This is a genomic window from Bradyrhizobium vignae (genome assembly GCF_900324035.1).
Taxonomy (GTDB): domain Bacteria; phylum Pseudomonadota; class Alphaproteobacteria; order Rhizobiales; family Xanthobacteraceae; genus Bradyrhizobium; species Bradyrhizobium vignae.
Map to the genome: position 1 here is coordinate 4,168,986 of NZ_LS398110.1, position 13,839 is coordinate 4,182,824.

The following is a 13,839-nucleotide window of genomic DNA, read 5'->3' on the forward strand; positions in this document are numbered from 1 at the left end:
CCTCGACAAGGCCCGGATTCTGGGATTATCTTCGCGCCATGAGCGAGCATCATCACGACCACGATCACGACCATTCCGAGCTGTCCGAAACCGAGCTGCGCGTACGCGCGCTCGAGACGATCCTCACCGAAAAAGGCTATGTCGAACCGGCCGCGCTCGATGCCATCATCCAGGCCTATGAGACCAAGATCGGCCCGCACAATGGCGCGCGCGTCATCGCAAAAGCCTGGACCGATCCGGCCTTCAGGAAGGCGCTGCTGGAGGACGGCAGCAAGGCGATCGGCACGCTCGGCCATGTCAGCCGCGTCGGCGATCATCTCGTCGTGGTCGAGAACACGCCGCAGCGTCACAACATGGTCGTGTGCACGCTGTGCTCCTGCTACCCCTGGGAAATGCTGGGGCTGCCGCCGGTCTGGTACAAGGCGGCGCCCTACCGCTCGCGCGCGGTGAAGGATCCGCGCGGCGTGCTCGCCGATTTCGGCATCGCGCTGCCCAAGGACATCGAAATCCGGGTGTGGGATTCCACCGCCGAGACGCGCTTCCTGGTGCTGCCGATGCGACCCGAGGGCACCGAGGGCTGGAGCGAGGAGCAGCTCGCTGAGCTCGTTACCCGCGACTCCATGATCGGCACCGGCTTTCCGCGCAGGCCTGGAGCGCCGTCGTGAACGGCGTGCACGACATGGGCGGCATGGACGGGTTCGGCAAGATCGAGCCCGAGCCGAACGAGCCGATGTTCCACGCGGATTGGGAATCGCGTGTCCTGGCGATGGTGCGTGCGATGGGCGCGGCCGGCGCTTTCAACATCGACACGTCGCGCTTCTATCGCGAGACCTTGCCGCCGGATGTTTATCTCTCAAGCTCCTATTACGAGAAATGGTTTCTCGGGCTCGAGGAGATGCTGATCGAGAAAGGCTACCTCACAAGAGAGGAGGTCGCCGCCGGCCACGCGATGCAGCCAGGAAAGGCGCTCAAGCATGGCAAGTTCGATCTCTCCAACGTCGAGCGCGTGATGGTGCGCGGAAAGTTCGCTCGCCCTGCCCCGGCCCCGGCGAAATTCAGCATCGGCGATCGCGTGCGCGCCAAGAGCATCCATCCGGCGACACATACGCGGCTGCCGCGCTACGTGCGTGGGCATGTCGGCGTGGTCGAGTTGAACCATGGCTGCCATGTGTTTCCGGACACGGCGGCGATGGAGCGCGGCGAGAATCCGCAATGGCTCTACACCGTCGTCTTCGAGGGCCGCGATCTCTGGGGCGAGGATGGTGATCCCACGTTGAAGGTTTCGATCGACGCGTTCGAACCCTATCTGGAGCCGGTGTGATGAGTGGTAGCGCCGCTGCCGCCGCGACGGCAGCGATCCCGGGCATTCCGCGCGATGACGAAGGCCCGGTGTTCCGCGCGCCCTGGGAGGCGCATGCGTTCGCGATGGCGCTGACGCTCCACGAGCGTGGTGTGTTCACCTGGCCCGAATGGGCCGCCGCCCTTGCCGACGAGATCAAGTGCGCGCAGGCGGCCGGCGATCCCGATACGGGCGAGACGTACTATCTGCACTGGCTCGCCACGCTTGAGGGCCTCGTCGCGCGCAAGGGCGTCGCCTCGATCGAGACGCTGCATCGCTATCGCGACGCCTGGGATCATGCGGCCGATCGCACGCCGCACGGCAAGCCGATCGAGCTGCGGGACGAGGATTTTGCGGGGTAATCACCTCCGCGTCGCGTGGATACTGTCGCCCCAACCAACATTGTCATCTCATCACCCGCGAAGGCGGGTGATCCAGTATTCCAGAGACGCTCGTGGGATACCGAGAAGCTGCGGCGTACTGGATTCCCCGCCTTCGCGGGGAATGACAGCGAAGATTGGAGCGCTATTTCCGCCCCGCCACATACTCCCGCCATCCCTTCGCCCGCAGGCTGCACGCCGGGCACTCGCCGCAGCCATAGCCCCAATCGTGCTGTGCGCCGCGTTCGCCGAGATAGCAGGTGTGGGACTGCTCGCGGATGAGATCGACCAGGCCGTCGCCGCCGAGATCATGCGCCAGCTTCCACGTCGCGGCCTTGTCGATCCACATCAGAGGCGTATGCAGCTCGAACTGCTTGGCCATGCCGAGTGAGAGCGCCGCCTGCATGGCGCGGATGGTCTCGTCGCGGCAATCGGGATAGCCGGAATAGTCGGTCTCGCACATGCCGCCGACGATGTGGCTGATCCCACGTCGATAGGCCAGCGCCGCGGCGAAGGTCAGGAACACGAGGTTGCGGCCCGGCACGAAGGTATTGGGCAGGCCGTCCGCGCCCATCGCGATCGCGACGTCGCGTGTCAGCGCGGTCTCGGAGACGGCCGCGAGCGTCGGAATCGACAGGGTATGGCTCTCGCCGAGTTTTGCAGCCCAATCCGCGCGCAGCGCTTTGATGCCGTCGAGCAGGCGGTCACGGCAGGCGAGCTCGATGGCATGGCGCTGGCCGTAGTCGAACCCCAACGTCTCCACGCGGGCAAAGCGGCTGAGCGCCCAGGTGAGGCAGGTGGTGGAATCCTGGCCGCCGGAGAACAGCACCAGCGCGGTTTCGGAGGATGATGCGTCACTCATGGCCCGCGCTTTAGCACCATGGAACGGGGCCGCCAATCGGTGGAAATCGATCTGTTCCGCTGCGCCCCGCTGGGAACGGCGGCCCGCTTTTGGCATAAGGCCTTGGAGCCTAGGAGACTGCCCCGCAATGACCCCTTCCCGCGACATTTCCCGCCTGATCGAGATCATGGCGGCGCTGCGCACGCCGGTGACCGGCTGCCCCTGGGACCTCGAGCAGGATTTTTCGACGATCGCGCCCTACACGATCGAGGAAGCCTATGAGGTGGTGGACGCCATCACCCGTGGCGATCTCGACGATCTCAGAGAGGAGCTCGGCGATCTCCTGCTCCAGGTCGTGTTCCACGCCCAGATGGCGTCGGAGCAGAACGCGTTCGATTTTGGGGACGTGGTCGAGGCCATCACCCGCAAAATGATCCGCCGCCATCCCCACGTCTTCGCCGACAAGGACGGCAATCTCGCCTCCTCTCACGTCAAGGAAGTCTGGGACCGCATCAAGGCCGAAGAGAAAGCCGAGCGCGCCGCACGCCGGCCCCCGGAGGAGACGACGACGCACAAATCGCTGCTATCAGGCGTCAAGGCCGGCCAGCCGGCGCTGACCCGCGCCATGGAGTTGCAGCGCAAAGCCTCCACCGTTGGCTTCGACTGGAACGACCCGCGCGCGGTGCTGCAAAAGATTCGTGAGGAAACCGACGAGATCGAGGCCGCGCTGGACCGTAACGACAAACAGGAGCTGGCGGAAGAAACCGGCGATCTCCTGTTCGCGCTGGTCAACCTCGCTCGTCATGTTGATGCCGATCCGGAAGCCGCGCTGCGCACCACCAACGCCAAATTCGAACGCCGCTTCGCCTATATCGAGCGCGCGCTGAAAGCGCAGGGCCGCACGCTGGAGCACGCCTCGCTCGCGGAGATGGACGCGCTTTGGAATGCGGCGAAGCGGGAGGAGATCCGGTGACGGAATTGCCGCTATGAGCAGCAACGATGTTCGCTCTGCTTTCGTGGACAAGGCGTTGTCCCGTATGAGCAGAACACACAGCAATCGCCGGCCTTTGGCTGCAATTGCCTGCCGCAACCTTTGCAAATGTAGAAATACTGGCAAGCGTCGGGCGCATGATCTGTGCCGACTGATAGCGACATCCCGGACTACCAGTTTCACGAGCATCACATCGCGTGCGGCACGGCATCAAACCTCGACACCACGATGTCCCGCTTGGTCTCGTCCACTCGCACGGTCATATCGAAGCGGCCATCGTGCAGCTCTTTCGCCAGCACCTCGGCATTGCGATGCAGCCAGCTGATGCCGGCCCCGTCGGCGGCGTCGATGGAGAGATCGAGCGTGGTGCGCTTGGCGGCCAGGCGCTCCTCGATCGCGGCAAGCAGTGCGTCGACGCCCTCCCCTGACACGGCGGACACCAGCATCGCCGGATGATCCTCCGGCCTGCGCGCGGCGATATTGAGCAGCTCTTCGCGCTGCTCGGGGTCGAAACGGTCGATCTTGTTCCAGACCTCGATGATGCGGCCGGAATCGTCGGGATTGATGCCGAGCTGGCGCAGCACCGCGTCGACGTCGCTCTGCTGCGCCTCGGCGTCCTCATGCGAGATGTCGCGCACGTGCAGGATGACGTCCGCCTCCAGCACCTCCTCCAGCGTGGCGCGGAAAGCGGCCACGAGCTGGGTCGGCAGGTTGGAGATGAAGCCGACGGTGTCGGACAGCATCGCCTTGCCGCCATGCGGCAGATTGAGTGCGCGCAGGGTCGGATCGAGCGTTGCGAACAGCATGTCGGCGGCCTGCACGTCGGCGCGCGTCAGGCGGTTGAACAGCGTCGACTTGCCGGCATTGGTGTAGCCGACCAGCGCCACGACGCGGTACGGCACGCGCTGGCGTCCCGCACGATGCAGCCGCCGCGTCGCCTGCACCTTCTTCAGCTCGCTCTCGAGCTTGGAAATGCGCTCCTGGATCAGGCGGCGGTCGGCCTCGATCTGGGTCTCGCCCGGGCCGCCCATGAAGCCGAAACCGCCGCGCTGGCGTTCGAGATGGGTCCAGGAGCGCACCAGTCGCGAGCGCTGGTAGTTGAGATGCGCAAGCTCGACCTGGAGCGAGCCCTCCCTGGTCTTGGCGCGCCGGCCGAAGATTTCCAGGATGAGCCCGGTGCGGTCGAGCACCTTGGCGTGCCATTCCTTCTCCAGGTTGCGCTGTTGGATCGGCGACAGCGCGCAATCCATCACCACGAGCTCGACCTCGAGGGACTTGATCAGTCCGGCGATCTCCTCGACCTTGCCCTTGCCGATATAGGTCGCGGGCCGGATCTGGCTGACCGGCGCGATGATGGCGTCGGCAATGACGAGATCTATCGCGCGCGCGAGGCCCGCGGCCTCGTCGAGGCGGGCCTCAACGTCGCGCAGGACATAGCCATCCGCTTGCGCGTCGGCATTCCCTGCGCGCACTCGCAAATAGGGGCCGATGACCAGCACCCGCCCCGTATGAGCCCCCGCTGACCGCGGACGGTCAGCATCCCCGCTGAAATTCCGGGGTTCCAATCAGATCACTCTCAAGCCGGCTGGTCCTCGCCGCCTTCGAACAGCTGAATCGGAGCGCCGGGCATGATGGTCGAGATCGCATGCTTGTAGACAAGCTGCGAATGACCGTCGCGCCGCAGCAGCAAACAGAAATTGTCGAACCAGGTCACGATGCCCTGGAGCTTCACTCCGTTGACCAGAAAGATCGTCAGTGGCGTCTTGGTTTTGCGAACGTGATTAAGGAAGGTGTCCTGTAGGTTTTGTGCGCGGTCTGCCGCCATTGTTTTTTTCTCGCTTTGAGTTTCTTTTTATTGCGCCGGTTGCGGCCTCTTGTGACGAGGCCTCTCCCGGTTGCCGTCCCTCATGAGATCCCCCTCGGAAGGAACAGCGTTTCAATTAGAGGACAGGTCGGGATATTAGGCAAGCCGCTTCACGCGGCAGGCCATGCCCTATTGCCCCGAAAAATTACGGAAATCGATGATTTTCCTCGCCTATTCCCGAGGGCGGCCTGCAGTGTCGCGGCGCTAGCCGACGCCGAGCGCCTTCAACTTCCGATGCAGCGCCGACCGTTCCATGCCAACGAACTCAGCCGTGCGAGAAATATTTCCTGAGAAACGGCTGATCTGCGCAATCAAATAGTCGCGCTCGAACACTTCGCGCGCTTCGCGCAGCGGCAGGCCCATGATGTGCTCGCCATTGTTGCTGGTCGGCATCGCCGGCACCATGGAGCCGACGTCCTGCGGCAACATATCGGCCGTGATGATCACTTCGGGTCCGCCTGCCGCCAGAATCATGACTCTCTCAACGTTGTTGCGGAGCTGGCGCACATTGCCGGGCCAGACATGCGATTGCAGCACCGCCATTGCGTCCTGCCCGATCTGACGCTTGGGCAAGCCACTGCCGGCCGAGATCTGCTCCATGAAGTAGTCGATCAATTCCGGAATGTCCTCGCGCCGCTCCGACAGCGCCGGCACGCGGATCGGCACCACCGAGAGCCGGTGGTAGAGATCCTCCCGGAAACGGCCCGCCGCGATCTCCTCTTCGAGATTGCGCGCGGTCGATGAGATGATGCGCACGTCGACCTGCACCTTGGCAGTGCCGCCGACGCGCTGGAATGACTGCTCCACCAGCACGCGCAAGATCTTGTTCTGGGTCTCGCGCGGCATGTCCGCGATCTCGTCGATGAACAACGTGCCGCCATGGGCTTCCTCGAGCGCGCCGGGCTTGCGCGGCTGCTCGCCATTGGACTGCTCGACGCCGAACAGCTCGTGCTCCATGCGCTCGGGCGTGATCGCGGCGGCATTGATCACCACGAAAGGACCGTCGGCGCGGCCCGAGGCCGTATGCAGCGTGCGCGCGGTCAGTTCCTTGCCGGCGCCAGCGGGGCCGACGATCAGGATACGGCTGTTGGCTTTGGCGGCGCGCTCGATGGTCTGGCGCAGCTGGTTCATGCTTGGCGAACGGCCGACCAGCTGGCTGGCACTCGGCGCGAGCTGTTTCAGCTCCTTGACCTCGCGCTTGAGCCGCGAGTTCTCCAGTGCACGGGTCGCGACCAGGATCAGCCGGTCGGCCTTGAACGGTTTCTCGATGAAATCGTAGGCGCCGCGCTTGATCGCGGCGACCGCGGTCTCGATGTTGCCGTGGCCTGAGATCATCACGACGGGCAGATCGGCATTGTCCTTCTTGACCTGCTCCAAGAGCTGCAAGCCGTCGAGCTTGGAGCCTTGCAGCCAGATATCGAGAAACACGAGATGCGGCCGGCGATTGGCGATCTCGGCGAGCGCCGTATCGCTGTCGCGTGCGGTCCGGGTCACGAAGCCCTCGTCCTCGAGGATGCCCGCAACGAGATCCCGAATATCGGCCTCATCATCGACAATCAGAATTTCACTTGCCATGGATCGCGCCTGTGTTGTCAGCTGCCTGTTGAGGCTTCGATTTTGGTTGAATCATTGGTCTTTTCAGCCGGCTCTTTGGTTTGCTGGCTCTTGACGGATTCCGTGGCCGCTTCCTTGGCCGCCGGCGTTTGCTCGACCATCTCGGACTTCGCGGGTTGCCCCGAGACGGCAAAGCGCATCCGCATCCAGGCGCCGCGCTGGCCTTCGCGGAAGTCGGAGGCGTCCTTCAGCTCGATGCGCCCGCCATGGTCTTCCAGCACGCGGCCGACGATGGCCAGCCCCAGCCCGGTGCCCTTGGCGCGCGTGGTGACGTACGGCTCGAGCAGGCGCGAGCGCGCGACCTTGGGCAGGCCGATGCCGTTATCGATGACGTCGATCAACACGTCTTCGTCCTCGCGCGACACCACGACGTCGATGCGGCCTTTGCCGAGTTCTTCCGGCGGGACCTGCTCGATCGCCTCGGTGGCGTTCTTGATGATGTTGGTGACCGCCTGCGAGATCAGCCGCCGGTCGAACTGGGCGCGCAGCGGATCCTGTTTGAACGCGGCCTCGATGTCGATCTCGGGATGGGCGACCTTCATCAGGAACACGGCTTGCCGCACGGTGTCCGCGACGTCCTCGCCTTCCATTACAGGCTTGGGCATCCGCGCAAAGCGCGAGAACTCGTCGACCATGCGCCTGATGTCGTCGACCTGGCGCACGATGGTGTCGGTGCACTGGTCGAAGATCTGCTTGTCCTTGTCCTCGGTGATGGTCTTGCCGAACTTGCGGCGGATGCGCTCGGCCGAGAGCTGGATCGGCGTCAGCGGGTTCTTGATCTCGTGCGCGATGCGACGCGCGACGTCGCCCCAGGCCGAGGTGCGCTGGGCCGAGACGAGCTCGGTGATATCGTCGAGCGTGATGATGTAGCTGTCGTGCGGCTGGTTCTTCTCGGCACTGACGCGGACCGACAGATTGCGCTCGGTGCCGTCGCGGGTGATCGTGATCTGGCCCTGCACCAGACGCTGGGTCCCTTCGCGCGCCGCCTTCATCATCTCGTCGAGCTCGGGCAGCACGTCGGAGAGCGGATGGCCGAGGGTCTCCGCTTCGGAGTGCCCGATCAGCTTCTCGGCGGAGCGGTTGAGGATGCCGACACTGCCGGACGTATCGACGCCGATGATGCCGGCGCTCGCCGAGGACAGCACGGCCTCGATGAAGCGGCGGCGGCTATCGATGAGATCGCTGGCGTTGACGAGCTCGTCGCGCTGGCTGCGCAGTTCCTGCGTCATCTTGTTGAAAGTCTCACCCAGCTGGGCGAGATCGCCTTCCGACTGGTGCACGGGCACCTGGACGTGGAGGTCGCCGGTCGAGACCGTGTGCGCCGCGTTCATCAGCCGCCGGATCGGCGAGACCAGCGAATTGGCGAAGTTGAGGCCGATCAGCACCGAGGCCATCAAAATGGTCAGCGCGATCACCGCGAACATCAGCGCGAACGCGACCTGGATGCCGAGCCGGCGTGACTCGATCTGGGCGTATTCGGCGACGCTGACTTCGGTCTGCTTGAGCTGATTGACGACATTCGGGTCGAGCGGACGGGCGACATAGAGGAAGGTGTCGTTGAAGGCGCGCAGGCGGATCACCGCGGCGACGAAGCTCGCATCGGGGAGCACCGCGATCTCGGGCTCGTTCTCGTTGACATTGCTGAGAAAGTCCGACGCCGGCGGCGAATAAGCCAGCCGCATGCCGGTGTCGGCCGACTCCAGGATGTTGGTGTTCTTGTCGATGATCATCGCGCCCGGCAGGTTCCGGGAGGCGGCGCTCGCCGTCAGCATCTCGCGGAACGAGCGGCGGTCCTGGTCGTAGAGCGGCCGGGCATGGGCGATGTCGTTGGCCATGCCGATGATGTCGCCACGGATCAGCTGCGCGTGATCCTGCATATAGGCCCGCGCGATCGTCAGCGAGTTCTGGATCACCTCCTTGGTCGGCCCGGAGAAGAGCCGGTCGAGGCCACGCTCGATGGTGACGTTGGCGACGACCGCGACCAGCACCGCCGGCAGCACCGCCACGATCGAGAACAGGCTGACGATTTGGACATGGAGACGCGCCGCCGCCCTGCCCCGCCGCCGCGCCAGGATCAGCTGCCAGAGTTCGCGGATGATGATGCCGACCAGCAGCAGGATCGTGGCCGCATTGATCAGGTAGAACGTGCGGACCACCTCGGGCGTCGGCTCGATCTTGGTGAGACCGGTCAGGACCAGGAAGGTCAGGAAGGCCGACAGCAGCGCCAGCGCCACGGCAACGGGTGCCAGCCAGCGCCGCACCGACCAACGCCGGGGCTCTTCCGCTGGGGCCGTGTCAAAGTGTGCGGCCGAGGTGTCTGCGCTGGTCATTCCGGCAATGGTGGTGCTGAAAACGGGTCCGCGACGGGCGGGTACTGATGTATTCGTACCACATTGTTGCCGAATTGCGACAATTCCGCGGCGTCTGCCCCCCCCGCGGAGCGGCGCAATCCACAGGGACATGCCATTCGGCCGGGAACGGATTCCCGCCGTCCCGGCTTGATCCGGCATGGATAGGATCTTTCTCGCGACGATGGTTTCGGCCGTTCTTCTGCTGATCGTGGCCGCCGACCTCCTGGTCAACGGCCTCGCCCTTCAGCAGGTCCCGGTGAATCTCGCCAGCGTGATGCCGGCATCCGGCCAAACGGTCAGATAGATGTCATGCCGCGCGTTGCGGCCGAACGACCCATTTGAACGCAAGCGGAACATTTAGGCCGATTGGGATTTCTGCTCAGCGCGTCAGCCACAACGGCCAGCGCGATCCGGACAGGCTCAGCTCTGCCTTGGTAGGGGGAGCTGAGCCACCGCCGGGCAAACCAATGCGGACTTGCGTGGAGCGTGCCCTCGGCGTCCTCGCATCAACATCGCGGCGCACGGCCGCGGCATAGCCGAGGTGGAAGCCCGTGCGCTCGGATTGTTCTCGCTGGTTCTGGCCAATCGCTCGTTCAGCGCCTCGCTGGTCTCCGCGTTCCGCCGTCCCAGCGCAGGTGTGAATCCAGCTCGCGATCGCCGCGTTGCTGCTCGGTCCCCCGAAGCACGCAAGCCGATCTGGAGCAGCCGGCAGCGCCTGCGAGCAACCGAGCTACCCAGCGGATTTTTTCAGAGCGGCCGTCTGCCCAGCTTCGGCTCTGAGCGGAATCAGCCCCCGCTCCGATACACCTGGATGTCGAGGTCCCGGATCTTCTTCCGCAACGTGTTGCGGTTGAGACCGAGCAGGTCGGCGGCGCGGATCTGGTTGCCGCGGGTGGCAGCGAGCGCGGCCGTGAGCAGCGGCACCTCGATCTCCTTGAGGATGCGGTGATAGAGGCCGGGCGGCGGCACACCGTTCGGAAAGCCCTGGAAGTGCGAGGACAGATACGCTTCCACGGCGCCGCCGAGATTGTCGACGCCCTGCTGGACCGCAGCGCCCGGACTGACCGAGGGGGGCGCGAGCTCGCCGTCGATGACGGAGGCCGTGATCACGTCCTGCGGATAGAGCGCTGCGAGGCGCCGGGCGAGATTTTCCAGCTCGCGCACGTTGCCGGGCCAGCGATGCTGCTTCAGCCGCTCCAGCGCCAGCGCATCCAGCTTCTTCGGCGGCAGGCCGTCCTTCTCGGCCAGCGTGAAGAAGTGACGCACGAGATCGGGCAGGTCCTCGATGCGCTCGCGCAAAGGCGGCAGCCGCAGCGGGACGACGTTGAGGCGGAAGAACAGATCTTCGCGGAACAGGCCCTGCTGGATCAGGACGCGCAGGTCCTTGTTCGAGGCGGCGACGATGCGCACGTCGGTCTTGATCGGGGTGCGGCCGCCGACCGTCGTGTATTCGCCCTGCTGAAGGACGCGCAGCAGACGGGTCTGCGCCTCCATCGGCATGTCGCCGATCTCATCCAGGAACAGCGTGCCGCCTTCGGCCTGCTCGAACCGGCCGGAGGCGCGGGTGTTCGCGCCGGTGAAGGCTCCGCGCTCGTGGCCGAACAATTCGGACTCGATGAGATCGCGCGGGATCGCCGCCATGTTGACCGCGACAAACGGCCCGTTGCGACGCTTGCCGTAATCGTGCAGCGCGCGCGCCACGAGCTCCTTGCCGGTGCCGGACTCGCCCGTGATCATCACGGTGAGGTCGGTCTGCATTAGGCGCGCCAGCACGCGGTAGATTTCCTGCATCGCCGGCGAACGGCCGACCAGCGGGATCGCCTCCATCTCGGCATCCTCGTCAGGCGTCGAGGTCCGCTCCTTCGGCTCGGCGAGCGCGCGACCGACGATGGCGATCAGCTCCTTGAGGTCAAAGGGCTTCGGCAGATATTCGTAAGCCCCGCGCTCGGAAGCTCGGATCGCCGTCATGAACGTGTTCTGCGCGCTCATGACGATGACGGGCAAATTCGGCCGCATCTTCTTGATCCGCGGCAACAGGTCGAAGGCGTTTTCGTCCGGCATCACCACGTCGGTGATGACGAGATCGCCCTCGCCCTGGCTGACCCAGCGCCACAGCGTTGCGGCATTGCCGGTCAGCCGCACCTCGTAACCGGCGCGGGACAGTGCCTGATTGAGAACGGTGCGGATGGCGGTATCGTCATCGGCTACGAGAATGCTACCTGCGGGCATCGTTGATCCTCATTTTGCCCCCTGTGATGCAGGCGACGACTTCCCGGCAGAGCCGTCGCGACTGCTTTGATCGGCATGTTTGACCGATGTGGAATACATCGGCATCAGCACGCGGAAGGTGGTCTTGCGCGGCTGAGATTCGCATTCGATGATGCCCCCGTGATCGCCGACGATTTTTGCAACCAGCGCCAAACCGAGACCACTTCCAGTCTGCTTGGTGGTCACGAAGGGATCGAACAGATTGGGCAGAAGATCGTCGGGCACGCCTGGTCCATTGTCCCTCACGCAGAATTCGAGCGGCAGAGATACCCGGGATTTTTGACCAGGCACTGACAGGCGCACGCCGGGGCGGAACGCGGTGGTGAGCTGGATCTCGGCGTCGGGCACGTCGATCAGGGCTTCTGCGGCGTTCTTCACGAGGTTGAGGAACACCTGAATCAGCTGGTCCTGATTCGCGAGCACCGGCGGCAGCGAGGGATCGTAGTCCTCGATGAAGCGGATGTTGCGGGCAAAGCCCGACTGCGCCAGCCGCTTCACGTGGTCGAGCACCGAATGGATGTTGACGGGCCCGCGCACCACGGGACGCTCGTCGCCGAACACCTCCATGCGGTCGACCAGCGTCACGATGCGGTCGGCCTCGTCGCAGATCAGGCGCGTCAGCATGCGGTCCTCGGACGAGGCCTGCTGCTCCAAGAGCTGCGCCGCGCCGCGAATACCCGAAAGCGGATTCTTGATCTCATGCGCGAGCATTGCTGCTAGCGCTATCACCGAGCGCGCGGCGCTGCGATGGGTGAGCTGTCGATCCATCTTGTCGGCGATGGTGCGTTCCTGCAGCATCACCACGATGTGGCCCGGACGCTCGGTGAGCGGCGCGACGTGCAGGTCGACCTGGCGATCGCCGCCCATGCGCGGCGTACCCAAATCGACCTTGTATTCGTTGACCGGCGAGTTCGACGAGCGCACCTGGTCGATCAGCGCCAGCAAGGGGCTGCCGAACGGCACCAGTTCCTTCAACGACTGCCGCTTCAAGAACTGCGTCGAGATCTCGAAGAAAGCTTCGGTCGCGATATTGGCGGCGACGATCTTGCCGTCCGGCCCGATCATGAGCACGGGATTCGGCAACGCATCCAGGATTGCGTCGCTGTCGGACTGAAGCGGCCGACGATGTTCAGCGGCTGAGCTCATGCAGCGGCGCTCCATGCGAAGTCGTCGAAAGCGTCTTGCAGTGAATTGTGAACGAGGCGCGGATCCTCCGAGACCAGGATCTTTTGGCGCCAGGATCTCAGCTTCTCGGCCGGCGCACGGCTCGCCTGCGCTGCGACATCGAGCGCCCAGCCCAGATGCTTGCGGGCATGCCTGAGACCGATGCGCAGACCATAGAGCGCGCAAACGCCATCATAGAGTGTGCGGACATAATGCAGCTGCGTTTCGAGCGAGGGGGCAGCTTCCTCAGCCCCGCCCTGCAGGCGGCGGCCGATCTGACCGGGCAGCCAGGGCTGGCCCTGCGCACCGCGGCCGATCATCACGGCGTCGGCGCCTGAGGCTTCCAATGCGGTGAGCGCCTTTTCATAGGACGTGATGTCGCCGTTGACGACGAGCGGAATGGAGATGGCCTCGCGCACGGCGCGGATCGCATCCCAATCGGCCTCGCCCTTGTAGAATTGGCAGCGGGTGCGGCCGTGAACGGTGACGAGCCGGATGCCGGCGGCTTCAGCGCGCCGCGCCAGTTCCGGCGCATTGCGCGTACGGTCGTCCCAGCCGAGCCGCATCTTGAGCGTCACCGGCACCTTCACCGCGGCGACCGTCGCGTCGATCAGGCTGACGGCGTGGTCGAGATCGCGCATCAAGGCCGAGCCGGACTGGCCGCCGGTGACATGGCGGGCCGGACAGCCCATGTTGATATCGATGATGTCGGCGCCCTCGGATTCCGCGATGCGGGCGCCTTCGGCCATCCAGTGCGCCTCGCAGCCGGCAAGCTGGACCACGTGCGGACCGATTCCCGTGGCTTCGCAACGCAACCGGGACATCCAGTGGCCATTGGCGAGCTCATCGCTTGCAGTCATCTCGGATACGACGAGACCGGCCCCAAGCTCGGCGGCCAGCCGGCGGACGGGCGAGTCAGTCACACCTGACATCGGCGCCAGGAAGACCGGGGTGGCGACTTCAATATCGCCTATTTTCAACGGCTTAGAGCCTGATACTGCCGAGCCGGTCACGGGGGTCTCGTTGA

Annotated in this window: 13 protein-coding genes and 1 pseudogene; 5 read left to right on the forward strand and 9 right to left on the reverse strand. The window is 64.8% G+C overall.

Annotated features, from left to right (window positions below; all coding sequences use genetic code 11):
• The first annotated feature begins 38 nt into the window (after nucleotides 1–38).
• From nthA to BRAD3257_RS20280, 3 genes are read left to right on the forward strand one after another with little or no spacing between them, the layout of a single operon-like run.
• Entirely contained in the window at nucleotides 39–665 is a 627-nt protein-coding gene (nthA, locus tag BRAD3257_RS20270) for a nitrile hydratase subunit alpha (protein ID WP_122403276.1), read from the forward strand.
• Nucleotides 662–1,321 carry a nitrile hydratase subunit beta gene (nthB, locus tag BRAD3257_RS20275; RefSeq protein ID WP_122403277.1) on the forward strand — a complete coding sequence of 220 codons (660 nt, stop codon included), beginning with the start codon at nucleotides 662–664 and terminating at the stop codon, nucleotides 1,319–1,321. The genes nthA and nthB overlap by 4 nt, the downstream gene beginning before the upstream one ends.
• On the forward strand, nucleotides 1,321–1,701 hold the full coding sequence (locus BRAD3257_RS20280) for a nitrile hydratase accessory protein (RefSeq protein ID WP_162500280.1): 381 nt from the start codon (nucleotides 1,321–1,323) through the stop codon (nucleotides 1,699–1,701). The genes nthB and BRAD3257_RS20280 overlap by 1 nt, the downstream gene beginning before the upstream one ends.
• Before the next feature lie 163 nt (nucleotides 1,702–1,864).
• Here the strand turns inward: BRAD3257_RS20280 and queC are convergent, their stop codons facing one another.
• Nucleotides 1,865–2,581, reverse strand: coding sequence for a 7-cyano-7-deazaguanine synthase QueC (gene queC, locus BRAD3257_RS20285; protein WP_122403279.1), 717 nt, complete (start codon nucleotides 2,579–2,581; stop codon nucleotides 1,865–1,867).
• A gap of 127 nt (nucleotides 2,582–2,708) precedes the next feature.
• Here queC and mazG point away from each other — a divergent pair, with 127 nt between their 5' ends.
• Nucleotides 2,709–3,533 (forward strand): nucleoside triphosphate pyrophosphohydrolase, encoded by an 825-nt coding sequence (gene mazG, locus BRAD3257_RS20290; protein ID WP_122403280.1) that lies wholly within the window; start codon nucleotides 2,709–2,711, stop codon nucleotides 3,531–3,533.
• 11 nt (nucleotides 3,534–3,544) lie between these two features.
• Here mazG and BRAD3257_RS41755 read toward each other — a convergent pair.
• The 5 genes and pseudogenes from BRAD3257_RS41755 to BRAD3257_RS20310 form a co-directional block, all read right to left on the reverse strand.
• A pseudogene (locus BRAD3257_RS41755) lies at nucleotides 3,545–3,690 on the reverse strand (GDCCVxC domain-containing (seleno)protein).
• Nucleotides 3,691–3,739: 49 nt separating this feature from the next.
• Nucleotides 3,740–5,116 carry a GTPase HflX gene (gene hflX, locus BRAD3257_RS20295; RefSeq protein WP_162500281.1) on the reverse strand — a complete coding sequence of 459 codons (1,377 nt, stop codon included), beginning with the start codon at nucleotides 5,114–5,116 and terminating at the stop codon, nucleotides 3,740–3,742.
• Between the two features lie 11 nt (nucleotides 5,117–5,127).
• A complete protein-coding gene (gene hfq, locus BRAD3257_RS20300) occupies nucleotides 5,128–5,376 on the reverse strand; it encodes an RNA chaperone Hfq (protein WP_007591126.1) in 249 nt (82 codons plus the stop codon).
• A gap of 243 nt (nucleotides 5,377–5,619) precedes the next feature.
• Complete coding sequence (gene ntrX, locus BRAD3257_RS20305) at nucleotides 5,620–6,990, reverse strand: nitrogen assimilation response regulator NtrX (protein ID WP_036039494.1); 1,371 nt, start codon at nucleotides 6,988–6,990, stop codon at nucleotides 5,620–5,622.
• A gap of 17 nt (nucleotides 6,991–7,007) precedes the next feature.
• The gene (locus BRAD3257_RS20310) at nucleotides 7,008–9,359 is read right to left on the reverse strand and encodes a sensor histidine kinase (protein ID WP_122403282.1); all 2,352 of its coding nucleotides are present in this window, start codon (nucleotides 9,357–9,359) and stop codon (nucleotides 7,008–7,010) included.
• A 178-nt stretch (nucleotides 9,360–9,537) separates the two neighbouring features.
• Here BRAD3257_RS20310 and BRAD3257_RS40360 point away from each other — a divergent pair, with 178 nt between their 5' ends.
• The gene (locus BRAD3257_RS40360; protein WP_164936889.1) at nucleotides 9,538–9,684 is read left to right on the forward strand and encodes a hypothetical protein; all 147 of its coding nucleotides are present in this window, start codon (nucleotides 9,538–9,540) and stop codon (nucleotides 9,682–9,684) included.
• Between the two features lie 482 nt (nucleotides 9,685–10,166).
• Here BRAD3257_RS40360 and ntrC read toward each other — a convergent pair whose 3' ends face one another.
• Genes ntrC through dusB form a run of 3 tightly spaced genes read right to left on the reverse strand, consistent with a single transcriptional unit; the run spans nucleotide 10,167 to nucleotide 13,744 of the window.
• Nucleotides 10,167–11,609: a nitrogen regulation protein NR(I) gene (gene ntrC / locus BRAD3257_RS20315; protein ID WP_122403283.1), complete on the reverse strand. Its 1,443-nt coding sequence runs from the start codon at nucleotides 11,607–11,609 to the stop codon at nucleotides 10,167–10,169.
• Nucleotides 11,610–11,618: 9 nt separating this feature from the next.
• Entirely contained in the window at nucleotides 11,619–12,794 is a 1,176-nt protein-coding gene (locus BRAD3257_RS20320; protein WP_027573361.1) for a two-component system sensor histidine kinase NtrB, read from the reverse strand.
• Complete coding sequence (gene dusB / locus BRAD3257_RS20325) at nucleotides 12,791–13,744, reverse strand: tRNA dihydrouridine synthase DusB (protein ID WP_244608022.1); 954 nt, start codon at nucleotides 13,742–13,744, stop codon at nucleotides 12,791–12,793. The genes BRAD3257_RS20320 and dusB overlap by 4 nt, the downstream gene beginning before the upstream one ends.
• Nucleotides 13,745–13,839 lie beyond the last annotated feature (95 nt).

What these genes read in the sequence shown, in the direction of transcription:
- nthA (WP_122403276.1), top strand. Translation starts at nt 39, where the DNA reads ATGAGCGAGCATCATCACGACCACGATCACGACCATTCCGAGCTGTCC.
- BRAD3257_RS20280 (WP_162500280.1), top strand. Translation starts at nt 1,321, where the DNA reads ATGAGTGGTAGCGCCGCTGCCGCCGCGACGGCAGCGATCCCGGGCATT.
- queC (WP_122403279.1), bottom strand. Translation starts at nt 2,581, where the DNA reads ATGAGTGACGCATCATCCTCCGAAACCGCGCTGGTGCTGTTCTCCGGC.
- mazG (WP_122403280.1), top strand. Translation starts at nt 2,709, where the DNA reads ATGACCCCTTCCCGCGACATTTCCCGCCTGATCGAGATCATGGCGGCG.
- hfq (WP_007591126.1), bottom strand. Translation starts at nt 5,376, where the DNA reads ATGGCGGCAGACCGCGCACAAAACCTACAGGACACCTTCCTTAATCAC.
- ntrX (WP_036039494.1), bottom strand. Translation starts at nt 6,990, where the DNA reads ATGGCAAGTGAAATTCTGATTGTCGATGATGAGGCCGATATTCGGGAT.
- BRAD3257_RS20310 (WP_122403282.1), bottom strand. Translation starts at nt 9,359, where the DNA reads ATGACCAGCGCAGACACCTCGGCCGCACACTTTGACACGGCCCCAGCG.
- BRAD3257_RS40360 (WP_164936889.1), top strand. Translation starts at nt 9,538, where the DNA reads ATGGATAGGATCTTTCTCGCGACGATGGTTTCGGCCGTTCTTCTGCTG.
- ntrC (WP_122403283.1), bottom strand. Translation starts at nt 11,609, where the DNA reads ATGCCCGCAGGTAGCATTCTCGTAGCCGATGACGATACCGCCATCCGC.
- BRAD3257_RS20320 (WP_027573361.1), bottom strand. Translation starts at nt 12,794, where the DNA reads ATGAGCTCAGCCGCTGAACATCGTCGGCCGCTTCAGTCCGACAGCGAC.
- dusB (WP_244608022.1), bottom strand. Translation starts at nt 13,744, where the DNA reads ATGTCAGGTGTGACTGACTCGCCCGTCCGCCGGCTGGCCGCCGAGCTT.